22 protein-coding genes are annotated in these 21,739 nt (G+C 62.6%); 11 read left to right on the top strand and 11 right to left on the bottom strand.

All coding sequences use genetic code 11. The features are described 5' to 3' along the window. The 3 genes from ABIE20_RS22270 to ABIE20_RS22280 all read left to right on the top strand — a co-directional run bounded on the left by ABIE20_RS22270 (position 1) and on the right by ABIE20_RS22280 (position 1,845). Positions 1 to 720, top strand: a complete 720-nt coding sequence (locus ABIE20_RS22270; RefSeq protein ID WP_429507365.1) for an OmpA family protein — start codon at positions 1 to 3, stop codon at positions 718 to 720. 98 nt (positions 721 to 818) lie between these two features. Continuing rightward, complete coding sequence (locus ABIE20_RS22275) at positions 819 to 1,094, top strand: DUF1145 domain-containing protein (protein ID WP_038999146.1); 276 nt, start codon at positions 819 to 821, stop codon at positions 1,092 to 1,094. Then, complete coding sequence (locus ABIE20_RS22280; RefSeq protein ID WP_429507367.1) at positions 1,087 to 1,845, top strand: collagen-like protein; 759 nt, start codon at positions 1,087 to 1,089, stop codon at positions 1,843 to 1,845. Before ABIE20_RS22275 ends, ABIE20_RS22280 begins: the two co-directional genes overlap by 8 nt. A 70-nt stretch (positions 1,846 to 1,915) precedes the next feature. Here ABIE20_RS22280 and ABIE20_RS22285 read toward each other — a convergent pair whose 3' ends face one another. Next, positions 1,916 to 2,374 (bottom strand): CopD family protein, encoded by a 459-nt coding sequence (locus tag ABIE20_RS22285; RefSeq protein ID WP_429507368.1) that lies wholly within the window; start codon positions 2,372 to 2,374, stop codon positions 1,916 to 1,918. 96 nt (positions 2,375 to 2,470) lie between these two features. On the opposite strand from ABIE20_RS22285, the gene dinG reads away from it, so the two are divergent. From dinG to pdxH, 5 genes are all read left to right on the top strand, one after another. Beyond that, positions 2,471 to 4,615, top strand: coding sequence for an ATP-dependent DNA helicase DinG (dinG, locus tag ABIE20_RS22290; protein ID WP_045197794.1), 2,145 nt, complete (start codon positions 2,471 to 2,473; stop codon positions 4,613 to 4,615). Positions 4,616 to 4,695: 80 nt separating this feature from the next. Then, positions 4,696 to 6,954, top strand: coding sequence for a beta-agarase (locus ABIE20_RS22295; protein WP_429507369.1), 2,259 nt, complete (start codon positions 4,696 to 4,698; stop codon positions 6,952 to 6,954). A gap of 106 nt (positions 6,955 to 7,060) precedes the next feature. Continuing rightward, positions 7,061 to 8,206, top strand: a complete 1,146-nt coding sequence (locus tag ABIE20_RS22300) for a serine hydrolase domain-containing protein (RefSeq protein ID WP_429507370.1) — start codon at positions 7,061 to 7,063, stop codon at positions 8,204 to 8,206. 98 nt (positions 8,207 to 8,304) lie between these two features. Continuing rightward, positions 8,305 to 9,285, top strand: a complete 981-nt coding sequence (locus ABIE20_RS22305) for an OmpA family protein (RefSeq protein ID WP_429507372.1) — start codon at positions 8,305 to 8,307, stop codon at positions 9,283 to 9,285. Positions 9,286 to 9,303: 18 nt separating this feature from the next. After that, entirely contained in the window at positions 9,304 to 9,951 is a 648-nt protein-coding gene (pdxH, locus tag ABIE20_RS22310) for a pyridoxamine 5'-phosphate oxidase (protein ID WP_429507374.1), read from the top strand. Here pdxH and ABIE20_RS22315 read toward each other — a convergent pair. Then, a complete protein-coding gene (locus ABIE20_RS22315; RefSeq protein WP_045197806.1) occupies positions 9,948 to 10,184 on the bottom strand; it encodes a hypothetical protein in 237 nt (78 codons plus the stop codon). The genes pdxH and ABIE20_RS22315 overlap by 4 nt on opposite strands. 148 nt (positions 10,185 to 10,332) lie before the next feature. Here ABIE20_RS22315 and ABIE20_RS22320 point away from each other — a divergent pair, with 148 nt between their 5' ends. Continuing rightward, positions 10,333 to 10,797 (top strand): glycine zipper 2TM domain-containing protein, encoded by a 465-nt coding sequence (locus ABIE20_RS22320; RefSeq protein ID WP_010221079.1) that lies wholly within the window; start codon positions 10,333 to 10,335, stop codon positions 10,795 to 10,797. 67 nt (positions 10,798 to 10,864) lie between these two features. Here the strand turns inward: ABIE20_RS22320 and nhaA are convergent, their stop codons facing one another. Then, a complete protein-coding gene (gene nhaA / locus ABIE20_RS22325) occupies positions 10,865 to 12,046 on the bottom strand; it encodes a Na+/H+ antiporter NhaA (protein WP_429507376.1) in 1,182 nt (393 codons plus the stop codon). A 223-nt stretch (positions 12,047 to 12,269) separates the two neighbouring features. On the opposite strand from nhaA, the gene ABIE20_RS22330 reads away from it, so the two are divergent. Then, the gene (locus ABIE20_RS22330) at positions 12,270 to 13,364 is read left to right on the top strand and encodes a PLP-dependent cysteine synthase family protein (RefSeq protein WP_429507377.1); all 1,095 of its coding nucleotides are present in this window, start codon (positions 12,270 to 12,272) and stop codon (positions 13,362 to 13,364) included. Between the two features lie 82 nt (positions 13,365 to 13,446). On the opposite strand, the gene ABIE20_RS22335 is transcribed toward ABIE20_RS22330, so the two are convergent. The 3 genes from ABIE20_RS22335 to ABIE20_RS22345 all read right to left on the bottom strand — a co-directional run bounded on the left by ABIE20_RS22335 (position 13,447) and on the right by ABIE20_RS22345 (position 16,511). Then, positions 13,447 to 15,060 (bottom strand): NAD(P)/FAD-dependent oxidoreductase, encoded by a 1,614-nt coding sequence (locus tag ABIE20_RS22335; protein ID WP_429507378.1) that lies wholly within the window; start codon positions 15,058 to 15,060, stop codon positions 13,447 to 13,449. Between the two features lie 106 nt (positions 15,061 to 15,166). Beyond that, positions 15,167 to 15,841, bottom strand: a complete 675-nt coding sequence (locus ABIE20_RS22340) for a COG3650 family protein (protein ID WP_429507380.1) — start codon at positions 15,839 to 15,841, stop codon at positions 15,167 to 15,169. A 70-nt stretch (positions 15,842 to 15,911) separates the two neighbouring features. Continuing rightward, the gene (locus tag ABIE20_RS22345) at positions 15,912 to 16,511 is read right to left on the bottom strand and encodes a short chain dehydrogenase (protein ID WP_429507381.1); all 600 of its coding nucleotides are present in this window, start codon (positions 16,509 to 16,511) and stop codon (positions 15,912 to 15,914) included. Between the two features lie 107 nt (positions 16,512 to 16,618). On the opposite strand from ABIE20_RS22345, the gene ABIE20_RS22350 reads away from it, so the two are divergent. After that, the gene (locus tag ABIE20_RS22350) at positions 16,619 to 17,527 is read left to right on the top strand and encodes a LysR family transcriptional regulator (RefSeq protein WP_429507382.1); all 909 of its coding nucleotides are present in this window, start codon (positions 16,619 to 16,621) and stop codon (positions 17,525 to 17,527) included. Between the two features lie 3 nt (positions 17,528 to 17,530). On the opposite strand, the gene ABIE20_RS22355 is transcribed toward ABIE20_RS22350, so the two are convergent. From ABIE20_RS22355 to livH, 5 genes are all read right to left on the bottom strand, one after another. Then, entirely contained in the window at positions 17,531 to 17,770 is a 240-nt protein-coding gene (locus ABIE20_RS22355; RefSeq protein ID WP_429507384.1) for a hypothetical protein, read from the bottom strand. A 145-nt stretch (positions 17,771 to 17,915) separates the two neighbouring features. Beyond that, the gene (locus tag ABIE20_RS22360) at positions 17,916 to 18,617 is read right to left on the bottom strand and encodes an ABC transporter ATP-binding protein (protein ID WP_429507386.1); all 702 of its coding nucleotides are present in this window, start codon (positions 18,615 to 18,617) and stop codon (positions 17,916 to 17,918) included. Beyond that, on the bottom strand, positions 18,618 to 19,385 hold the full coding sequence (gene livG, locus ABIE20_RS22365) for a high-affinity branched-chain amino acid ABC transporter ATP-binding protein LivG (RefSeq protein WP_429507388.1): 768 nt from the start codon (positions 19,383 to 19,385) through the stop codon (positions 18,618 to 18,620). It abuts the gene before it with no gap. Further along, the gene (locus ABIE20_RS22370; protein WP_429507390.1) at positions 19,382 to 20,638 is read right to left on the bottom strand and encodes a high-affinity branched-chain amino acid ABC transporter permease LivM; all 1,257 of its coding nucleotides are present in this window, start codon (positions 20,636 to 20,638) and stop codon (positions 19,382 to 19,384) included. The genes livG and ABIE20_RS22370 overlap by 4 nt, the downstream gene beginning before the upstream one ends. Beyond that, the gene (gene livH, locus ABIE20_RS22375) at positions 20,635 to 21,558 is read right to left on the bottom strand and encodes a high-affinity branched-chain amino acid ABC transporter permease LivH (RefSeq protein ID WP_028943524.1); all 924 of its coding nucleotides are present in this window, start codon (positions 21,556 to 21,558) and stop codon (positions 20,635 to 20,637) included. Before livH ends, ABIE20_RS22370 begins: the two co-directional genes overlap by 4 nt. Positions 21,559 to 21,739 lie beyond the last annotated feature (181 nt).

A 21,739-nucleotide genomic window follows, 5' to 3' on the forward strand; every position in this document is an offset into this window, starting at 1 on the left:
ATGAGTGTTCTCTTCAAGGCCACGCTGCCGGTGCTTCTGGCCGCAAGCCTGCTCTCCGGTTGCGCGACCCACAGCGATGGCAGCGCCCCACTCAATCAAAGGACCTGGCCTATCTGCAGCCTGCTTGGCGGTCTGGTCGGTGGTGGTCTTGGCGCCATCGAAAGCTCAGCCTGGGCAGCCGGTGCCGGTGCTGCCGGCGCAATTGCCGGCGGCCTGATCTGTTATGCCCAGGACGGTGACGAAGATGAAGACGGCGTGTTCGACCGCCGTGACCGTTGCCCTGACACGCCGGCCAACACCCCGGTCAGCCATACCGGTTGCCCGCTGCCGCAATACCCGGTGAGCCAGAAGGCCCCGGAACCTGCACCGACCTCGGAAGTGATCACCCTCAGCGACCAGGGCGCGGTAATGTTCGCCTTTGACTCGGCGCAGTTGACCAGCGCGGCCCAACAACAGCTGCAGGCGCTGACCAGCAAGCTCAATGGTGCCAATGTGGTCAGCGTCAAAGTCATCGGCCATACCGACAGCCAGGGCTCGGATGCCTACAACCAGGCGTTGTCCGAACGGCGGGCGAGCAGTGTTGCCGAGTACCTGATCAGCCAGGGCCTGTCGCCAGCCAAGGTCACCAGCCAGGGCAAGGGTGAAAGCCAGCCTGTCGCCGATAACGACACCGATGCCGGGCGGGCGCAGAACCGCAGGGTGGAACTGCACCTTAATTGACCGAGCCTCTGGCACAAGGAGTGTGTCAGCCGTTACTGTTGCAGGCGATGCCGGGGGGACCTGGCATCGCCACCGAAAAATAACAACGGGGGGCGCCTATGCAAGGTTTACTGGGGCTGGCCAAGGCCCTGACCGTGGTGTTCTGGTGGGTGGTACTGGTGAATCTGCTGATACCGCTGGAGCACCCCTTCCACCTGCTGATCAATGCCGCCGGTGCCGCCCTGCTTGGCCTGCACTTGCTGGAAGTATTGATGTTCAATGGTTGCCTGCGTGAGCGCAGCCATCGTTGGTTCGATCGCTTGCAGATCCTGCTGGTCGGTATTTTTCATGTTCTTTCAATTCCGGCACCCCGCAAGGAAGCTGCTCATGCGTAAATTGATCATTCTGGCTGCGTTGTTCAGCCCCCTGGCCCTGGCCGATGCCATCAGCGTGGCTGCCCATTCAGTGTTGCGCCTGCCAAACAAGGCCAGCGTCGTGCATTTGCAACGCCTGGAGGTTGCTGATTCCGCCACTCTGGTGCTGCCCGCCAGCCTGGTCGATCTCAGGGTCGATGAGTTGCACCTGGGCCGGGAGGCGCGGATTGCCATCGTGCCGGCCGAATCCACCCTGCAGATCGAAGTGAGCCGGGCCCAATTCGCCGAGGGCAGCCAGATTGTTGCCCATGGTGCGCCGGGTACTTATGAGAAAGCGGCAAAGGCTGGGCGCAACCTGGAGTTGCAGCTGCATGAGCTGCAGGCCACGACGTTGGCCATCGATGCCCGCGGTGGTGCGGGTGCGCCGGGTTACGTCGGGCTCGATGGCGCCAACGGCAAGCCGGGGGGCTGCACTTGGGGCCAGGCCAGCCGCGGCGCCAATGGCGATAACGGTGGCAATGGCCATGACGGCGCGCCGGGTGGCCGGGTGCGGCTGGCGTTACCGGCAGGTTTCCCTGCCGAGCGCATCGTGGTCCAGCTTGATGGCGGTGCGCCAGGCGTGGCGGGTGCAGCCGGCAAGCCGGGCGCCGGTGGCGCGAGCAAGGGCTGTCTGGTGTACAGCACCGCAGGTGGCGCGGCAGGCAAACCTGGAGCTGCGGGTCAGCCGGGAGCGGCGGGTGCAGCTGGGGAGTTGATTTTGCAGCGCCTGTAAAAGCACGCGCCGGCCCCTATGGGAGCCGGCCTTGAAGGCGATGGGCTGCAAAGCAGCCCCTTGGCCTGGTTCACCACAGCACCCCACCCGACAACACCACTGCAATCCCCAGCACCAGGTTGATCCCGACCATCCGCCGAATCTTCGCCATTGCCGCCGCACCCGCCGGCCAGTCTTCGGCCTGCACCGCCTGGCGCAGTTCCGGGTACAGCAACGACTGGACACGAAAAAACACGGCAAACATTGCGATCGCACCGCCGATCATCACCTGCACGTGCCGTGGCGTGGTCTCGAAGCTGGCAAAACGCGTGTTGACCATGAACATGCCGCTGATCGCCAGTAACGCGATCGCAATCCATACCCACAGGAAAAAACGCTGAAACACTTCCACCCACAGGCGCAGCCGAGCGGGGCCCTCCAGGGCTGCAACCGCCGCAGGGCGCAGGATCAGCCAGGCAAAGAACATCCCCCCGACCCACACCAGGGCGGCCAGAACATGCAGGCTGTAAGACAGGGCAAAGACGGGCATCGGGATCTCCATTCGGCGCAAAGGGCAATAGCGGGGTATGATAGCGACCCAATCGAAACACTGAAAATTTATCCAGCCCTTCGGGCGCCCGACACCATGATCAGCAACGAACTCAAAACCACGATTCAGGGCGCCTATTCGCGTTTTCTCGAAGCCAAGAGCCTCAAGCCGCGCTACGGCCAGCGCCTGATGATTGCCGAAGTGGCCAAGGTGCTCGGCGATATCGACTGCGACGACGAAGGCCGGCGCGTCGGCGAACCGGCTGTTGTCGCGGTCGAGGCCGGCACCGGTACCGGCAAGACGGTAGCCTACAGCCTGGCGTCGATTCCGGCGGCCAAGGCGGCCGGCAAGCGCCTGGTGATCGCCACCGCCACGGTTGCCCTGCAGGAGCAGATTGTCTTCAAGGACCTGCCCGACCTGATGCGCAACAGCGGTCTGAATTTCAGCTTCGCCCTGGCCAAAGGCCGTGGCCGTTACCTGTGCCTGTCGAAACTCGATGTGCTGCTGCAGGAAGGCCAGGCGCAATCGGCCACTGCCCAGCTGTTCGAGGAAGAAGGCTTCCGGATCGAGGTCGACGAGGCCAGCCAGAAGCTGTTCACCAGCATGATCGAAAAGCTCGCCGGCAATCGCTGGGATGGCGACCGCGACAGCTGGCCCCAGGCTTTGGAAGACCAGGACTGGGCGCGCCTGACCACCGATCACAGCCAGTGCACCGGGCGCCATTGCCCGAACTTCGGCCAATGCACCTTCTACAAGGCCCGTGAAGGCATGGGCAAGGTCGATGTGATCGTCACCAACCACGACATGGTCCTCGCCGACCTGGCCCTGGGCGGCGGCGCCGTGCTGCCGGATCCGCGCGACACCATTTATGTATTCGACGAAGGCCACCACCTGCCCGACAAGGCCATCGGCCACTTCGCCCATTACACCCGTCTGCGTTCGACCGCCGACTGGCTCGAGCAAACCGCCAAGAACCTGACCAAACTGCTGGCCCAGCATCCGTTGCCGGGCGATCTGGGCAAGTTTATCGAGCAGGTGCCGGAGCTGGCTCGCGAAATCAAGGCCCAGCAGCAGTTCATGTTCAGCGCCTGCGAGCAGGTTGCCGATTTCCGCCCGGGCGAAGACATGGAAGGCCGTGAGCGGCCCCGTCATCGTTTCGAAGGCGGGGTGGTGCCCGAGCACATGCGCGAGATGGGCATCGAGCTTAAAAAGGGCTTTTCGCGCCTCAGCGACCTGTTCACCCGCCTGACCGAGCTGCTTAAGGAAGGCATGGATGGCGAGGTCAATATCGGCATCGCCAGCCATCAGGCCGAGGAGTGGTACCCGCTGTTCGGCAGCCTGCTGATGCGCGCCCAGGGCAACTGGGAACTGTGGACCGCCTTCACCGCCGAAGATCCCGAAGACAGCCCGCCCATGGCCCGCTGGCTAACCCTGGCCGAAAGCGGGGCATTGTTCGATATCGAGGTCAATGCCAGCCCGATCCTCGCCGCCGAAATGCTCCGGCGCAACCTGTGGAACGTCGCCCACGGCGCCCTGGTGACCTCGGCGACGCTGACGGCACTGGGCAAGTTCGATCGCTTTCGCATGCGTGCCGGGCTGCCCAAGACCGCGGTCACCAGCGTTGTACCAAGCCCCTTCCATCACGTTGACGCCGGCGTGCTGCGGGTGCCGGACCTGCGCGCGGACCCGCGCGATGCCGCCGCCCACACCGCAGCGATCATTCGCGACCTGCCGGAGCTGGTGGAAGGCTCGCGCGGTTCGCTGGTGCTGTTTTCCTCGCGCAAGCAGATGCAGGACGTGTTCGACGGCCTGGACCGCGACTGGCGCAAGCAGGTGTTCATCCAGGGCAACCTGTCCAAGCAGGAAACCCTCAACAAGCACAAGGCGCGGGTCGATGGCGGTGATTCCAGCGTGCTGTTCGGCCTGGCCAGCTTCGCCGAAGGCGTCGACCTGCCGGGCGCGTATTGCGAGCACGTGGTGATCGCCAAGATTCCTTTCGCCGTGCCGGATGACCCGGTCGAGGCCGCCCTGGCCGAATGGATCGAGGCCCGTGGCGGCAACCCGTTCATGGAGATTGCCGTGCCGGACGCCTCGCTACGGCTGATCCAGGCCTGCGGGCGGCTGCTGCGCACCGAAGAGGATCGCGGCACCATCACCCTGCTTGACCGGCGGGTGGTCACCCAGCGCTACGGCAAGGCTATTCTCAATGCGTTGCCACCGTTTCGCCGGGAAATTTCCTGAAACCCCGGAGCGCAATGCTTCGGGCGTTGTCTATCACTCAGTTCAAGGCCCCATGGGCCCTCAAGGAGAGCTCCAGCCCTATGATTCGCCGCACCTTGCCTGCCGTATTCGCACTGTTGTTCAGCACGCCGCTGCTGGCCGGGCAACAGACGCTGTTCAGCTTCGTTCGCCCGGCCGCCGTGGTCAATGTGGTGACCGAAGATGCCAGCCTGCCGCAGTACAACGCAGAGCAGACGGCCGAGGGCGAGGTGTTGCGCCGGGTGGTGTTCAACCCGGTGCAACAGCCCAAGCTGCGCCTGACCCCGCAGGCCGGGGCCTGGGACTGGTCCAGCGCCACGGCCCTGACCTTGCGTCTGCAAAGCGCCATGGACTGGGCGCTGACCGTCGATGTCACGGTGCAAAGCAGTGATGGCAAGACCCTCACCAGCCGCATCGACCTGCCGGCGGGCCCGGCGCAAACCGTCTACGTGCCGCTCAAGGCCAGCTCGCCGTTGAGCCAGGGCATGCGTGCCGGGCCGCCAATGCCGTGGGTGCATGAGGGCCAGCGGGTATTGCTGACCAGCAGTGCCGGCGAGGTCGATCTCAAGCAGGTGGTCTCGGTGACCTTGTCGATGAACAAGCCCAATGTCGCCCAGAGCATCCTCATCGAGCGTGTCGGTACCCAGGATGACGAGCAAGTGCAAAAGGCCGTGTACACCGGCCTGATCGACGGCTATGGCCAGTCCACCCGCGGCCGCTGGCCGGAAAAGGTCGTCAGCGATGACCAGCTCAAGGCCGCCGCCAGCCGCGAACAGCAGCAGCTCAAAGGCTGGCTGGGCGAACGCAGCAAACTCAAGCTGGACAGGTTCGGCGGTATCACCGAGGGCCCGGCGTTCGAGGCCAAGGGTTTCTTCCGCACGGAAAAACGCGAGGGTCGCTGGTACCTGGTGACCCCCGAAGGCCATCCGTTCTACTCCCTGGGCGTCAATACCGTGGCAGCCGACGGTGGCCGCACCTATGTGGCCGGACGCGAAAGCATGTTCAGTGCGCTGCCTCAAACTGGCGAAGCGCTGGCGCAGTTCTACGGTGAAGGCAACAACAACGACGGCAATGGCTCCGCCCGTGGTCGCAACTTCAACCAGGGGCGCTGGTTCGACTTCTATGCCGCCAACATCGAGCGCAGCCATGGAGCCCCGTGCACGCCGGTGGCGGCCAGCGACAAAGCCCCGGCGGTGGAATGCCCGCCAGCGAGCCTGGACAAACAGCGCTGGCAGGGGCATACCCTCGACCGCCTGCAAGCCTGGGGCTTCAATACCCTGGGCAACTGGAGCGAGCCGACGCTCGGCCAGGCCAACCGCATGCCTTACACCTTGCCGCTGTCGATTGTCGGTGACTACACCAGCATCAGTACCGGCATGGACTGGTGGGGCGGCATGCCCGACCCGTTCGACCCGCGCTTTGCCATGGCCACCGAGCGCGCGGTGGCGATTGCCGCCCGCGACCATCGCGACGACCCCTGGCTGATCGGTTACTTTGCCGACAACGAACTGGCCTGGGCCGCCCCCGGTGACGACCCCAAGGCCCGTTATGCCCTGGCCTACGGTACCTTGCGCCTGACCACCGACGTGCCGGCCAAGCGTGCCTTCCTCAAGCAACTGCGCGACAAGTACCGCAACCAGGCCGGCCTGTCCAAGGCCTGGGGCATCGAGCTGCCAGCCTGGGAACTAATGGAAGACCCAGGGTTCGAACCGCCGCTGCCAAGCCCCGAGCACCCGGAAATCGAGGCCGACTTCAAGTACTTCCAGAAGGTCTTCGCCGAAACTTATTTCAAGACCATTTCCGACTCGCTGAAATGGCATGCGCCCAACCACCTGCTGCTTGGCGGCCGCTATGCCGTGAGCACCCCGGAAGCGGTCGGCGCCTGTGCCGAATACTGCGACGTCATCAGCTTCAACTTCTACACGCCCAAACCGCAGGACGGCTACGACTTCAACCAGCTCAAGGCGCTGGACAAGCCGGTGCTGGTTTCCGAGTTCCAGTTCGGCTCCCGTGACCGTGGCCCGTTCTGGCCGGGGCCGATGGAAGTGGCCAAGGAAGAGGGCAGGGCACCGGCCTACGCCAGCTTCGTCAAGGCCGCGCTGGAGGAGCCGTCGATTGTCGGCGTGCACTGGTTCCAGTACCTCGATCAGCCCGCCAGCGGGCGCCTGCTCGATGGCGAGAACGGCCATTTTGGCCTGGTCGGCATTACCGATGTACCGTTCCAGGGCTTTGTCGACGGCGTGCGCAAGAGCAATCTGCAAACCCAGGAACAGTTCGGTAAAACTCTGGTGACCCCGGAAAAAGCGCCGAAGACGCCCTGACACCTGCTGCCGGGCATGCACCGCCCGGCTTCTGTCTGTTCCCAAATCGTGCGCAGACTGAAACAATGCACAGCCATTTGAGAAGCCGGTTCACGGGAGTTGCTGGGTGCAGATTCAGGGTCATTACGAGCTTAAGTTTGAAGCGGTACGTGAAGCCTTTGCGGCGCTGTTCGACGATCCTCAGGAGCGTGGCGCGGCGCTGTGCATCCAGGTCGGTGGCGAAACCGTCATCGACCTCTGGGCCGGTAGCGCCGATAAAGACGGCGCCGAGGCCTGGCACAGCGACACCATCGCCAACCTGTTCTCCTGCACCAAGATGTTCACCGCTGTGACGGCCCTGCAACTGGTCGGCGAGGGCAAGCTGGCCCTGGATGCGCCGGTGGCACGCTACTGGCCGGAGTTCGCCCAGGCCGACAAGCAATCGATCACCTTGCGTCAGTTGCTCAGCCATCGCGCCGGTGTGCCGGCCCTGCGTGAGTTGATGCCGGCCGAAGCCCTCTACGACTGGCAAGCCATGGTCCAGGCACTGGCTGGCGAGTCGCCGTGGTGGACCCCGGGTACCGCCCACGGCTACGCCGCCATCACCTTTGGCTGGCTGGTCGGCGAGTTGATCCGCCGCGCCGATGGCCGCGAGCCTGGCGAATCGATCGTCGCCCGTACCGCAAGGCCGCTGGGCCTGGACTTTCATATCGGCCTGGGTGAAGAGGACTTCCCCCGTGTTGCGCATATCGCCCGCAGCAAAGGCAACATGGGTGACGAGGCGGCCCAGCGCCTGCTCAAGGTCACTATGCGCGAGCCGCAAGCCCTGTCGACCCGGGCCTTTACCAACCCGCCAGGGATGCTTACCAGCGTCAACAAGCCCGAGTGGCGACGCATGCAGCAACCGGCCGCCAATGGCCACGGTAACGCCCGCAGTCTTGCCGGTTTTTATGCCGGCCTGCTTGATGGCAGCCTGCTGGAGTCGGAACTGCTCGATGAGCTGACCCGTGAGCACAGCCTGGGCCAGGACAAGACTTTGCTGACCCCGACCCGTTTTGGCCTGGGCTGCATGCTCGACCAGCCAAGTGTTGCCAACGCTACCTTTGGTCTGGGCGCGCGCGCCTTCGGCCATCCGGGGGCGGGCGGCTCGGTGGGCTTTGCCGATCCGGAACATGATGTTTCCTTTGGCTTTGTTACCAATACCCTGGGCCCCTATGTGCTCATGGACCCCCGGGCGCAGAAGCTGGTGCGGGTATTGGCCAGCTGCCTTTGATCGGTTAACCCCGGTGAGGCCTGAACCCTTTGGCTATTCTGAATTCAAAGCCCTGCATTGCTGGGCCAAATTTCTTTCATTTTCATGGTGTATCGCTGATGTCTTCGCATAAATCCTTAGCTCTCGCCCTGTGCCTGGCCATGACCGGCTGCGCGCAGCATCCTCAGAAAGACGGGGCCGCAGAGGCTGGCTTCAACTGGTGGCCGTTTGGCTCGGACCAGGTCGTCGACAAGGAAGTTAAGGAAGTTGTGACTGAAAAAGTCGCCAAGGCCGACGTCAAGTCGGAAAACGCCAGCCGCTGGTGGTGGCCGTTTGGTGACGACGACAAGAGCAAGACCGCTGCCGTACCGAAAATCGACCACAAGGCCACTCAGGCCTGGCTGGACAGCTACGAGCCGAAGCTGCGCGAGGCCATCAAGGACAGCAAGTTCGAAGTCGAGCGCCGTGAAGACGTGCTGGTCGTGACCGTGCCGGTCGACAGCTCCTACAATCCGGATCGCCCAGCGATGCTCCTGCCGGTCACCCTCGGGCCGATCACCCGCGTAGCCAAGGTTGTCGAGTCCGACAAGCAAACTGCCGTGCTGGTTCTGGGTCATGCCGACACCAGCGGTGTGGCCGCCGCCAACACCAAACTCAGTCAGGAGCGCGCCGGTTCCGTGGCGGCGATCTTCCGCCTCAGCGGCCTGGAGCGCGATCGCCTGATGCTGCGTGGCATGGGCTCGGAAATGCCGCGTGCGGCCAACGACAGCATTGAAGGCCGCTCCCTGAACCGCCGCGTCGAACTGGTGCTGACGCCGCAGAACACCATGGTCGCCTTGCTCGCCAAGTACAAGCAGCCAACCCCGAGCCCGGCCGAACTGGTTGCTGTACAGGACGCCAAGGCTCCAGCCAAGGCAGCAGCGAAACCGGCTGCCAAGCCTGCGGCCAAGGCGCCAGCGAAAAAAGCCACTGTGGCCAAGAAAGCTGCGCCGGCCAAGGCCGCTGCCAAGAAGCCTGCCGCCAAGCCAGCAGCGAAAAAGGCTGCGGCGCCAGCTGCGAAAAAAGTTGCTGCCAACACCAGCCCTGCGAAGACCAACTGATCGTCAAGGAACGCAGTAATGACCCAGTCCCTGGCCGATATGCGCCGCGATTACACCCGCGATGGGCTGACCGAAGCCCAGGCTCCGGAGCAGCCGTTCGCGTTGTTTCGTCAATGGTTCGATGATGCCCTGAACACCGAGCAGCCGCCGGTGGAAGCCAACGCCATGACCCTGGCGACGGTGGATACCGAAGGCCGACCGCATTGCCGGATCGTTCTGCTCAAGGGCCTGGACGATCAGGGCTTCACCTTCTTTACCAACTACGACAGCGCCAAGGGTCAGCAACTGCTGGCCAACCCCTTCGCAGCCATGACCTTCTTCTGGCCGGCGCTGGAGCGTCAGGTGCGTATCGAAGGCAAAGTGGTCAAGGTCACCCCGCAGGAATCGGACGAGTATTACCAGGTGCGTCCGCTGGGCAGCCGCCTGGGCGCCTGGGCTTCACCGCAGAGCCGGGTGATCGCCGACCGCGCCGAACTCGAGGGCCTGGTCAAGGCCACCGAGCAGCGCTTCAGCGACACTCAGCCACACTGCCCGGAGCACTGGGGTGGTTATCGCCTGCTGCCCGAGCGTATCGAGTTCTGGCAGGGCCGCGCCAGCCGCCTGCACGACCGCCTCAACTATCGCTTGCAGCAAGGCAACTGGCTGCGTGAGCGCCTCGCGCCTTAATCGGCCGGGTAACCGGCGGCCTCGCGTTCCAGCCAGGCCGCCAGTTCACTGCGTTTGACCTTTTGCGCCTTGGCGCTGTCCAGACGTTGTAGCATGAAGGCTTTCTTGCCTTCGTCCTGGCCTGCCAGCGACAAGGCCAGGTCGCGGTCCATCCAGCGCTTGATGCGAACGTAGATCCACCAGTGGAAGTACAGGCCTGCCACGGTGGTTATGACGACGATGAAGTAATCCATGTCTATCCTTGCGCTAGAAGTTTCTACAGGCTGCCCCGATAGCAACAGGCTGTACGGAAGCTGAATGGAAGCAATTTTACCCCGCATCTGTCGTGACAGTCGTCAATGCGCGGAGTCTAATGAGCATCTGTCTTACGGAGATCATCCAATGCGTAAATCTGTTCTGCTGGTGGCAAGCTTCACCACAATGTCGCTGCTGCTTGGTGGTTGTGCCTCGAGCCTGACCGGCGATTCGTACTCCCGTGATGAAGCGCGCCGTGTGCAGACCGTGCGCATGGGCACCATCGAGTCCCTGCGCCCGGTAAAAATCGAAGGGACCAAAACCCCGATCGGCGGCGGTGCCGGTGCCATCGTCGGCGGCGTCGCCGGTAGTGCGGTGGGTGGTGGTCGCGGCAGTATCGTTGCCGCCGTGATCGGCGCCGTGGCCGGTGGCCTGGCAGGTTCCGCGGCCGAAGAAGGCCTGACCCGCACCCAGGGCGTGGAAATCACCGTGCGCGAAGACGACGGCAGCATGCGCGCTTATGTGCAGGCTGTGCAGCAGAACGAGATTTTCCGCGTCGGCGAGCGTGTGCGGATCATGACCGTCGACGGTACCAGCCGCGTTACTCACTGAGTTTTGTATCACCCATTAAAAACCCCGACTCGGCAAAGCCGGTCGGGGTTTTTTATTGCCTTGAGACTCAGGCCGTGACGGGCTTGCGACTCGACAGCGCGGTGATGCCATAGCCGATCAGCGCGGCCAGAATGGAGCCGGTGAGAATGCCCATGCGGTCCATGCCGGCGTATTCGCTGCTACCCGGTACGAAGGCCAGGGAGCCGACGAACAGGCTCATGGTGAAGCCGATGCCGCAGAGAATTGCCACGCCCAGCACCTGGCCCCAGTTGGCACCCGCCGGCAGGGCAGCCATGCCGGCCTTGATCATCACCCAGGCAAAGCCGAACACTCCGAGGGTCTTGCCCAGCAGCAGGCCCACGGCAATGCCCATCGGTACGTGATGAGTGAAGCTTTCAAGGCTGACACCCGCCAGCGACACGCCGGCGTTGGCGAAGGCGAACAACGGCAGGATGCCGTAGGCGACCCAGGGGTGCAGGGCATGCTCCAGGCTCAGCAGCGGCGACGGCTCGGCATTTTTAGTGCGCAGCGGAATGCACAGCGCCAGGGTTACCCCGGCCAGGGTGGCGTGCACGCCGCTCTTGAGCACGCAGACCCAGAGAATCAGGCCGACCACCATGTACGGGCCAAGCTTGACCACGCCCATGCGGTTCATCGCGATAAGCACCACCAGGCAAGCCGCCGCCAGGCCCAGGGACAGGCTCGACAGGGTGCCGGAATAGAACAGGGCAATGACGATGATCGCACCCAGGTCGTCGATGATCGCCAGGGTCATCAGGAACAGCTTGAGTGAAACCGGGACGCGCTTGCCCAGCAAGGCCAGCACGCCGAGGGCGAAGGCGATGTCGGTGGCCATGGGGATCGCCCAGCCAGCCACGGCGGCCGGGTTGTCCTTGTTGAGGAACCAGTAGATCAGCGCCGGTACCACCATGCCGCCAATAGCGGCTGCGCCGGGGAGGACGATTTGCGAGGGCTTGGACAGATGACCGTCGACCACCTCGCGCTTGACCTCAAGGCCGACTAGCAGGAAGAACAGGGCCATCAGCCCGTCGTTGATCCACAACAACAGGGGCTTGGCGATTTTCAGCGCGCCAATCTGGGCGACTACGGGAACATCCAGCAGGCCGTTGTACAGGTACGACAAGGGCGAGTTGTTGATGATCAAGGCCAGGGCAGCTGCAGCAATCAGTAATAGACCGCTGGCAGCTTCCAACTGAAAGAAACGTGTGAAAGTGCTACGCAGGGGCAAGGGCGCTCTCCATCCTGAAGGTTCTGATAGGGGCACACCCTACCCTGAGGTGATATTCTTTAAAACAAAAACTATATTCTTTTTTGTTATAAGCTGTAACCAACTGACGCCATGCAGCCTAGCAGTTGCATTCAATAATTCACCGTGGCTGTATCTGTAGCAATTATCAGAATTTTCCTAACATGTTCTGTAGAACTTCGAACTTTTTGCCCGAGAATCGACCATGACCGATCACCGCCAGTGGGCCCGTGAAGCCATCCGCATTATCGAGGCGGACTTCCAGCGCAGCGCCGATACCCACCTGATCCCGCTGCCGCTGCCTGGCTTTCCTGCGGTCGAGCTGTATTTCAAGGATGAGTCGAGCCACCCTACCGGCAGCCTCAAGCACCGGCTGGCGAGGTCGTTGTTTCTCTATGCTTTGTGTAATGGCTGGTTGCGCCCGGGCGCACCGGTGATCGAGGCGTCCAGCGGCTCGACGGCGATCTCCGAGGCCTATTTCGCGCGTTTGCTCGGGCTGCCCTTCATTGCCGTGGTTCCGGCCAACACTTCGCAGGAAAAGATCGCCCAGATTGCCTTCTACGGTGGCCAGAGCCACCTGGTGCAGGATCCGACGCAGATCTACGCCGAATCCGAGCGCCTGGCTCGGGAAAGTGGCGGACACTTCATGGACCAGTTCACCTATGCCGAGCGCGCTACTGATTGGCGGGCGAACAACAACATCGCCGAGTCGATCTTCGCCCAGATGCGCTTCGAGCAATTCCCCGAGCCGAGCTGGCTGATTTCCAGTCCGGGCACGGGCGGCACCACCGCCACCCTCGGCCGCTACGTACGTTACCGCCAGCACGCCACCCGGGTGTTGTGCGCCGATGCCGAGCGCTCGGTGTTTTTTGACTGCTACAAGACCGGTGACCGTTCCCTGCGCCTGGACTGCGGTTCGCGCATCGAAGGCATCGGCCGGCCGCGGGTCGAGGCGTCGTTTCTGCCACAGGTGATCGACGCCATGGTCAAGGTGCCGGACGCCCTGTCACTGGCGGCCATGCACTACCTGGCGCAGCGCCTGGGGCGGCGTGTTGGCGGTTCCAGCGGTACCAACCTGATCGGCGCCCTGGCGGCGGCGCAGCAAATGCGCGCGGCGGGGGAGGCCGGGTCGATAGTGGCGATCCTCTGTGACGGCGGCGATCGCTACGCCACTACGTACTATGATCAGGACTGGTTGAGCGGGCAGGGGTATCAGCTTGAGGGGATGATTGCGGCGGTGACGGCGTGTGTCGAGCGCGGTGAAGCGTTGCCGGAGTCGGTGTTGCGCGAGGGGGTATGAAGGCAGGGCTGCTCGCCAGCTCCCACAAATCAGGTCCTTGTGGGAGCCGGCGTTGCCGGCGATTGCTTTGCTGCGGTATGAATCAGTCCTGCAGGCCGAGCATGCTGCGCGCCACCGCTTCCGCAATGCGAATCCCGTCGACACCCGCCGACAGGATCCCGCCGGCATAACCAGCACCTTCACCCGCCGGGAACAGGCCCTTGAGGTTCAGGCTCTGCATGCTGGCATCACGGGTGATGCGCAGCGGCGATGAGGTACGGGTTTCGATCCCGGTCAACACTGCGTCTGGCAGGTTGTAGCCCTTGATCTGCCGGTCAAAGGCCGGCAATGCTTCGCGAATGGCTTCGATGGCAAAATCCGGCAGGCTCGGGGCCAGGTCGCCCAGGTTTACGCCCGGTTTGTAGGATGGCTCGACACTGCCGATGGCAGTGGACGGCCGCCCGGCGACGAAGTCACCGACCAGCTGCGCAGGCGCCTGGTAGTTGCTGCCACCCAGTACGTAGGCGTGGGCTTCGAGTTTTTCTTGTAGCTCGATACCGGCCAGCGGGCCGCCTGGGTAGTCCTGCTCGGGGGTAATGCCGACGACAATACCGGAGTTGGCGTTGCGCTCGTTACGCGAGTACTGGCTCATGCCGTTGGTGACCACCCGGCCCGGCTCGCTGGTGGCGGCAACCACGGTGCCGCCCGGGCACATGCAGAAGCTGTAGACCGAACGGCCGTTCTTGGCGTGGTACACCAGTTTGTAGTCGGCGGCACCGAGTTTCGGGTGGCCGGTATACTTGCCCAGGCGCGCCTGGTCGATCAGCGACTGCGGGTGCTCGATCCGAAAGCCGATGGAGAACGGCTTGGCTTCCATGAACACGCCACGGGCGTGCAGCATGCGGAAGGTGTCACGGGCACTGTGGCCCAGGGCCAGGACCACGTGACGCGAGTGCAGCTGTTCGCCACTTTCGAGGACCACGCCATTGAGCTGGCCGTCGTCCATCAGCAGGTCGGTGACCTTCTGCTCGAAGCGCACTTCGCCACCCAGCGCCTGGATCTCGTGACGCATGTTCTCGACCATGCCGGTCAGGCGGAAGGTGCCGATGTGCGGCTTGCTGACGAAGAGGATCTCGTCCGGCGCACCGGCTTTGACGAATTCGTGCAAAACCTTGCGGCCGTGGTGCTGCGGGTCCTTGATCTGGCTGTAGAGCTTGCCGTCGGAGAAGGTCCCGGCGCCGCCTTCGCCGAACTGCACGTTCGACTCAGGGTTGAGCACGCTTTTACGCCACAGGCCCCAGGTGTCCTTGGTGCGCTGGCGAACTTCCTTGCCGCGCTCGAGGATGATCGGCTTGAAGCCCATCTGCGCCAGCAGCAGGCCGGCGAAAATCCCGCACGGGCCGAAGCCGACCACAATGGGACGCTCCTGCAGGTCGGCAGGGGCTTGGCCAACCACTTTGTAGCTGACATCCGGGGCGATATTGACGTTGTGATCGTCGGCGAACTTTTGCAGCAGTTCGGCTTCGTTGCTCACCTGCAGGTCGATGGTGTAGATGAACAGCAGCTCGCTGTTCTTCTTGCGCGCATCGTAGCTGCGCTTGAACAGGGTGAAGTCCAGCAGTTGCTCGTCGCTGATCCCAAGGCGTTGCACGATGGCCTCGCGCAGGGCTTCATCAGGATGATCCAGCGGCAGCTTCAGTTCGGTGATTCGTAACATGGCAGGGTCCAGTATCCCGGCCATGAACGGCCGGCGGCTTTACACAAATCGCCAAGTATAAGCTGTTCGCCGCCTTTGCAGGCAGGTTAAACGCAGGCGCCGATGATCAGTCGTTGCGCGAGCCGCCGTAGAAGGCGCAGCCACGCAGGGTCTGGCCGTCCACCCGCAGCTCGGCGCTCAGGTGTTGGACGCTGCCGGTGGCGCTGTCGACGCAGCGTTGCGGGGCGACCCAGAGTTCGACTTTCTGGCCGTTGGCTTCGGTACTCAGACTGAAGCGACCGTCGGGCAGTTGTTCTTCCAGGTAGGGCACGGCCAGCGATGGCTTGCCGAGGCGCTCGAGGACCATGCCCTTGCCGCCGGCCTTGAGGTTCCAGTCCGGCTCATGGCCGCTGGCGCGCAGGGTCAGGCGCTTGAAGTTGGGGTCGCTGCAGGCGCTGCTGGAGTGTTCGACGCGATACAGGCGCTGCACATTCAACTGGCCGTCGTTGCCAGCCTTCTGGCTGGCCGACAAGGTACCGCGTACGTCGGCGAACAGGGTGCCGGGGGTTGCCGCCAGTGCGGAGGCTTCCTGCAGCAGGCCGGTATTGCCGCTGTCATTGACCGCAAAGCGACGGGTTTCTTCGCAGGGCTTGAACAGCAGTTGTCCGCCCTGGGCAGTCAGTTCGCCCTGCATCCGGGTCTGGCCTGCGGTAGAGGCGGCTTGCGGTTTTTCAGCCAGCATCTGGCAGCCGGCAAACAGCGGCAACAAGGCGACAAGCAACAGCGAAGGGGCGGCACGCATCAAGCAAACTCCAGCATCTCGAGCAAAAGGTGCCGCCACGTTACGCAGGCTGGTCGCCGATCACAAGGCCTTAGCCAACCTGGTAGGTCTGGCCGGTCTGCAAGCCTTCGACGCTTTTGGCATAGGCCAGTGCCACGTCGGCGGCTGGCACCGGTTTGAAGCCGCGGAAATACGGCGCATAGGCCGGCATGGCCTCGACCAGTACGTTGGGGCTGATGGAGTTGACCCGCAGCCCCCGCGGCAATTCGATGGCGGCGGCCTTGACGAAGGCATCGAGGGCACCGTTGACCAACGCGGCCGAGGCGCCGGAGCGAATCGGGTCGCGGTTGAGGATACCGCTGGTAAAAGTGAACGAGCCGCCGTCATTAATGAACTCACGGCCGATCAGCAGCAGGTTGACCTGGCCCATGAGCTTGTCGTTCAGGCCCAGGGCGAAGTGCTCCGCGCTCATTTCTTCAAGGGCCGCGAAAGTGACGTTGCCGGCGGCGCAGACCAGGGCGTCGAAGCGGCCGGTTTGCTCGAACAGGCGGCGAATCGAGGCGCTGCCGCTGATGTCCACCTGGTAGTCGCCGCTGCTGCGGCCGATGCGCAGCACTTCATGACGTTGCTCCAGCTCTTTGGCAACCGCCGAACCGATGGTACCGCTGGCGCCGATCAACAGGATTTTCATTGAGCCTTTCCTCCTGGGTTGAGAAGACAAGGCTCAAGTCTAGGGTGGATTTTTCTGCAGATAAGCGTGCTAATAGGCAACCTTTGGTTTTCATGTGGAAACAATCCATGAGCGACCTCGATGACCTGGCGGCCTTTGCCGTGCTGATGGATGCCGGCAGCTTTACCTTGGCCGCGCAACAACTGGGCTGGAGCAAGGGGCAGTTGTCCAAGCGCATCAGCGCCCTTGAAGCCAGCCATTCGGTAAAGTTGCTGCACCGCACCACACGGCGGCTGAGCCTGACCGCTGCCGGGGCCATGTTGCTGCCCCAGGCGCAGGCACTGGTGCGGCAGATGGAAGGGGCGCGGCAAACCCTGGCAATGCTCAAGGATGAGCTGGCGGGACCGGTGCGGATCACTGTGCCGGTGTCGTTGGGCGAGACGTTTTTTGAAGGATTGCTGCTGGAGTTCGCCACTCGCTACCCCGACCTGCAAGTGGAGCTTGAGCTGAACAACGGCTACCGCGACTTGTTGGGCGATGGATTCGACCTGGCGATTCGCACCGAAGTCCAGGACGACGCCCGCCTGGTCGCTCGTCCGGTTCTGGCCATGCAAGAACTGACCTGTGCCAGCCCGGCCTACTTGCAGCGCCATGGCGAACCGTCAGTGCCGAGCGAGTTGAGCAGCCATCGCTGCCTGCTCAACAGCCATTACAGCGGCCGCGAAGAGTGGTTGTATCACCAGCAGCACGAACTGTTGCGGGTACAGGTGGCGGGCAGCTTTGCCAGCAATCATTACAGCTTGCTGAAAAAGGCGGCACTGCTGGGCGCCGGGGTCGCTCGATTGCCGTCCTACATGTTGCATGCAGAGCTGGCTGACGGCCGTTTGCAGTGGCTGCTGCGCGAGTATGAGACGCGCAGCGTGCCGTTGTTCCTGGTGCACCCTTATCAGGGCGGGATGCCCCAGCGGGTCCAGGTGCTGGCCGATTACCTCATGGCCTGGTTCAGGCGCAGCAGCCAGGCATTGCGGACCCTGTAGGCGTTACATCTTGTCGTCGGTCATTTCGTTTTTCATCATTTTGTCGTTTTCCATCTTCTTGTCCTTGCTCATGTCCATGTCCATTTTCTTGTCATCGGCCATTTTCTTGTCCATTTTCATGTCCTTGTCCATGCTGGCTTCCTTGCTCATTTTCATGTCGTCAGCCGCGTGCACAGCAGGCAGGAAGGCCAGGCTCGAGCCCAGGGAGAGGATGAGGGCGGCGGCACTGAGGGTCTTGTTCATGATGAGGCTCCAGTAATAAGAGGAGGTAAGAGCCAGTGGTTCTGGCTCACCTGCAGCACTAGAGTCCCTTGCCGTGGAGGTGTTACAGCGGGCAAGAAAAAAGGCCCGAAGGCCTTTTTTCATTTGTGGCATATAGCGTCTGCCCTCAACCGCCCAGGTAGGCGTCGCGGACTTTCGGATCGGTCAGCAGCGCTTCACCAGTACCTTCCATCACCACCCGGCCGTTTTCCAGCACATAGGCACGGTCAGCGACTTTCAGCGCCTGGTTGGCGTTCTGTTCGACCAGGAACACCGTCACACCGTCGCGGCGCAGTTGCTCGATGATGTCGAAGATCTGCTGGATGATGATCGGTGCCAGGCCCAGCGATGGCTCGTCGAGCAGCAACAGCTTGGGCTTGCTCATCAGCGCCCGGCCGATGGCGAGCATTTGCTGCTCGCCGCCGGACATGGTGCCGCCGCGCTGGCTGAAGCGCTCCTTCAGGCGCGGGAACAGTTGCAGGACCTTGTCCATCTGCTCCTGGTAGTCGCCCTTGTTAGTGAAGAAACCGCCCATGGCCAGGTTTTCCTCCACGGTCAGGCGGGCGAACACGCGTCGGCCCTCAGGCACCACGGCGATGCTCTTGCGCATGATGTGCGAGGACGGCTGGCCGACCAGCTCTTCACCCAGGTAGCGGATGCTGCCGCTGTGCGCCTGCGGCGAGCCGCAGAGGGTCATCAGCAGGGTCGATTTGCCGGCGCCGTTGGCACCGATCAGGGTGACGATCTCGCCCTGGCGGATCTCGACGTTGACGCTGTGCAGTGCCTGGATCTTGCCGTAGAAGGTGGAAACGTTTTCGAATTGCAGCATTTACGCTTCCCCCAGGTAGGCTTTGATCACTTCAGGGTTGTCGCGGATCTGTTCCGGCGTACCGTCGGCCAGGGGCGTGCCCTGGTTGATCACCACGATGTGGTCGGAGATGCTCATGACCAGCTTCATGTCGTGCTCGATCAGCAGCACGGTGACGTTGTGCTCTTCACGCAGCACGCCGATCAGCGCCTTGAGGTCCTCGGTCTCTTTCGGGTTGAGGCCTGCCGCTGGTTCGTCGAGCATCAGGATCCGCGGGCGGGTCATCATGCAGCGGGCGATTTCCAGGCGCCGTTGCTGGCCGTAGGCCAGGGTGCCGGCGGTACGGTTGGCGAACTCGGTGAGGTTGACCTTGTCCAGCCAGAACTGCGCGAAGTCCATGGCTTCGCGCTCGCTGCGGCGAAAGCCCGGGGTCTTCAGCAGGCCGGCAAAGAAGTTGGTGTTCAGGTGCCGGTGCTGGGCGATCAGCAGGTTCTCCAGGGCGGTCATCTCTTTGAACAGACGCACATTCTGGAAGGTCCGTACCACGCCCTTGCGGGCGATCTCGTGGCCGGCCAGGCCCTGGATCGGCTGGCCGTCGAGCAGGATGCTGCCGGCGCTCGGCTTGTAGAAACCGGTCAGGCAGTTGAACACCGTGGTCTTGCCGGCACCGTTCGGGCCGATCAACGCCACCACCTGTTTTTCCTTGACGGTCAGGGCCACGCCGTTGACCGCCAACAAGCCGCCGAAGCGCATGCTCAGGCCGCTGACTTGCAGAATTTCGCGGCTCATCGACGCAGCTCCATATGTGGACGTTGCATAGGCAGCAGGCCTTGCGGACGCCAGATCATCATCAACACCATCAGCGCACCGAACATCAACATGCGGTATTCGCTGAATTCACGCATCAGCTCAGGCAGCAGGATCATCACGATGGCCGCGAGGATCACGCCCAGTTGCGAGCCCATGCCGCCGAGCACGACGATGGCGAGGATGATGGCCGATTCGATGAAGGTGAACGACTCCGGTGTCACCAGGCCTTGGCGAGCGGCGAAGAAGCTGCCGGCGAAACCGGCAAAGCATGCGCCCAGGGTGAATGCCGAGAGCTTGATGATGGTCGGGTTCAGGCCCAGTGCGCGGCAGGCAATCTCGTCTTCACGCAGGGCTTCCCAGGCGCGACCGATCGGCATGCGCAACAGCCGGTTGATCACGAACAGCGCCAGCAACGCCAGCAGCAGTGCCACCAGGTAGAGGAAGATCACCTTGTTGATCGAGTTGTACTGCAGGCCGAAAAACTCGTGGAAGGTCTGCATGCCCTCAGCGGCCTTGCGTTCGAAGGTCAGGCCGAAGAAGGTCGGTTTCTCGATGTTGCTGATCCCGTTGGGGCCACCGGTAAGGCCGGTGAGGTTACGCAGGAACAGGCGGATGATTTCACCGAAACCCAGGGTCACGATGGCCAGGTAGTCACCGCGCAGTCGCAGTACCGGGAAGCCGAGCAGGAAGCCGAAGGTCGCCGCCATCAGGCCGGCGATCGGCAGGCAGATCCAGAAGCTCAGGCCGTAGTAGTGTGACAGCAGGGCGTAGCTGTAGGCGCCGACGGCATAGAAGCCGACATAACCCAGGTCAAGCAGGCCAGCCAGACCGACCACGATGTTCAGGCCAAGGCCCAGCAACACGTAGATCAGAATCAGGGTGGCAATGTCGACTGCGCCGCGCGAGCCGAAGAACGGCCACACCAGCGCAACCATGATCAGACCGATGATTATCCAGCGCTGGGTCTTGGGCAGGGTCAGGAAGTTGCTCATGGCCGGCGAGGTCAACTTACGGCCCGAACGGCGGCTGGTTGCCGCGCTCCACTGCTTGTCGAACAGCACGCGCAAGAACATCAGCACCGAACACACGGCGATGACCGTGAGGGTGAAAGGCCCCTGGCTGTGAACAATCAGGTTGATGCCGTCGATGCTGAGCTTCAGGCCAAGCACCGGGAAGGCGACCGCCCAGACCAGCAAGGCGCTGAAAAACGCCTGTTTAAGATTTTTGTTCATACTTTTTCAACCTCCGGACGGCCGAGAATGCCGGTCGGACGGAACAACAGCACCAGAACCAATAGGCCGAATGCCACGACGTCCTTGTATTGGTCACCGAAGATATCGGCGCCAAAGGCTTCAGCCACCCCCAGCACCAGCCCGCCGAGCATGGCGCCCGGAATGCTGCCGATGCCGCCCAATACCGCCGCGGTAAAGGCCTTCAGGCCCACCAGGAAACCGGCGTTGGGGTTGATCACCCCGTACTGCATGCTCAGCAGCACGGCCGCCACGGCCGCCAGGGCGGCACCGATGACGAAGGTCAGGGCGATGATGTTGTTGGTGTTGATGCCAAGCAGGTTGGCCATCTTGATGTCTTCGGCACAGGCCCGGCAGGCCCGGCCCAGACGCGAACGGGAGATGAACAGGGTCAAACCGGTCATGGCCACCAGGGTGACAACGAAAACCAGGATCTGCATGTAGGAGATCAGCACTTCCTCTGCGCCGCCCGGGCCGAAGGAGATACTCCCAGGGATCAGGTTGGGGATGGACTTGTCCTTGGAGTCCTGGGATAGCAATACGGTGTTTTGCAGGAAAATCGACATACCGATGGCAGAAATCAGCGGGATCAACCGGTTGCTGTTACGCAACGGACGGTAGGCGACCCGTTCGATACTGTAGCCATAGGCACTGGTAACGAAGATCGTGGCGACGAAGGCGACGGTCATCAATATCGGCAGTGAATCGATACCCATCATGGCCAGCCCGGCAAGGGCGATGAAGGCCACGTAGGAACCGATCATGTACACCTCGCCATGGGCGAAGTTGATCATTCCAATGATGCCGTAAACCATTGTGTAGCCAATGGCTATCAAGGCATAGGTGCTGCCAATGGTCAGGCCATTAACCAGCTGTTGGAAGAAGTGATAGATCTCAGGCATTACAGCGCTCCTAAAAACCTGATACGCATTTCACTGGAGGGGATGCCCCCGGCCCGGTCTTGTGGTCTTGGCCACTTCGGCACAGGCAACTGCCAGCGAACCGCTGGTGACGGTTTTAAGATTTTCAGGTGAACCTGCTCCCGGATCGCGGGAATCAGGCCCATGAACCTCGTAAAACAAA

The sequence above is a fragment of the Pseudomonas sp. 2835 genome, from assembly GCF_050435905.1.
Lineage (GTDB): Bacteria > Pseudomonadota > Gammaproteobacteria > Pseudomonadales > Pseudomonadaceae > Aquipseudomonas.

What these genes read in the sequence shown, in the direction of transcription:
- ABIE20_RS22270 (WP_429507365.1), top strand. Translation starts at nt 1, where the DNA reads ATGAGTGTTCTCTTCAAGGCCACGCTGCCGGTGCTTCTGGCCGCAAGC.
- ABIE20_RS22275 (WP_038999146.1), top strand. Translation starts at nt 819, where the DNA reads ATGCAAGGTTTACTGGGGCTGGCCAAGGCCCTGACCGTGGTGTTCTGG.
- ABIE20_RS22280 (WP_429507367.1), top strand. Translation starts at nt 1,087, where the DNA reads ATGCGTAAATTGATCATTCTGGCTGCGTTGTTCAGCCCCCTGGCCCTG.
- ABIE20_RS22285 (WP_429507368.1), bottom strand. Translation starts at nt 2,374, where the DNA reads ATGCCCGTCTTTGCCCTGTCTTACAGCCTGCATGTTCTGGCCGCCCTG.
- dinG (WP_045197794.1), top strand. Translation starts at nt 2,471, where the DNA reads ATGATCAGCAACGAACTCAAAACCACGATTCAGGGCGCCTATTCGCGT.
- ABIE20_RS22295 (WP_429507369.1), top strand. Translation starts at nt 4,696, where the DNA reads ATGATTCGCCGCACCTTGCCTGCCGTATTCGCACTGTTGTTCAGCACG.
- ABIE20_RS22305 (WP_429507372.1), top strand. Translation starts at nt 8,305, where the DNA reads ATGTCTTCGCATAAATCCTTAGCTCTCGCCCTGTGCCTGGCCATGACC.
- pdxH (WP_429507374.1), top strand. Translation starts at nt 9,304, where the DNA reads ATGACCCAGTCCCTGGCCGATATGCGCCGCGATTACACCCGCGATGGG.
- ABIE20_RS22315 (WP_045197806.1), bottom strand. Translation starts at nt 10,184, where the DNA reads ATGGATTACTTCATCGTCGTCATAACCACCGTGGCAGGCCTGTACTTC.
- ABIE20_RS22320 (WP_010221079.1), top strand. Translation starts at nt 10,333, where the DNA reads ATGCGTAAATCTGTTCTGCTGGTGGCAAGCTTCACCACAATGTCGCTG.
- ABIE20_RS22330 (WP_429507377.1), top strand. Translation starts at nt 12,270, where the DNA reads ATGACCGATCACCGCCAGTGGGCCCGTGAAGCCATCCGCATTATCGAG.
- ABIE20_RS22335 (WP_429507378.1), bottom strand. Translation starts at nt 15,060, where the DNA reads ATGTTACGAATCACCGAACTGAAGCTGCCGCTGGATCATCCTGATGAA.
- ABIE20_RS22340 (WP_429507380.1), bottom strand. Translation starts at nt 15,841, where the DNA reads ATGCGTGCCGCCCCTTCGCTGTTGCTTGTCGCCTTGTTGCCGCTGTTT.
- ABIE20_RS22345 (WP_429507381.1), bottom strand. Translation starts at nt 16,511, where the DNA reads ATGAAAATCCTGTTGATCGGCGCCAGCGGTACCATCGGTTCGGCGGTT.
- ABIE20_RS22350 (WP_429507382.1), top strand. Translation starts at nt 16,619, where the DNA reads ATGAGCGACCTCGATGACCTGGCGGCCTTTGCCGTGCTGATGGATGCC.
- ABIE20_RS22355 (WP_429507384.1), bottom strand. Translation starts at nt 17,770, where the DNA reads ATGAACAAGACCCTCAGTGCCGCCGCCCTCATCCTCTCCCTGGGCTCG.
- ABIE20_RS22360 (WP_429507386.1), bottom strand. Translation starts at nt 18,617, where the DNA reads ATGCTGCAATTCGAAAACGTTTCCACCTTCTACGGCAAGATCCAGGCA.
- livG (WP_429507388.1), bottom strand. Translation starts at nt 19,385, where the DNA reads ATGAGCCGCGAAATTCTGCAAGTCAGCGGCCTGAGCATGCGCTTCGGC.
- ABIE20_RS22370 (WP_429507390.1), bottom strand. Translation starts at nt 20,638, where the DNA reads ATGAACAAAAATCTTAAACAGGCGTTTTTCAGCGCCTTGCTGGTCTGG.
- livH (WP_028943524.1), bottom strand. Translation starts at nt 21,558, where the DNA reads ATGCCTGAGATCTATCACTTCTTCCAACAGCTGGTTAATGGCCTGACC.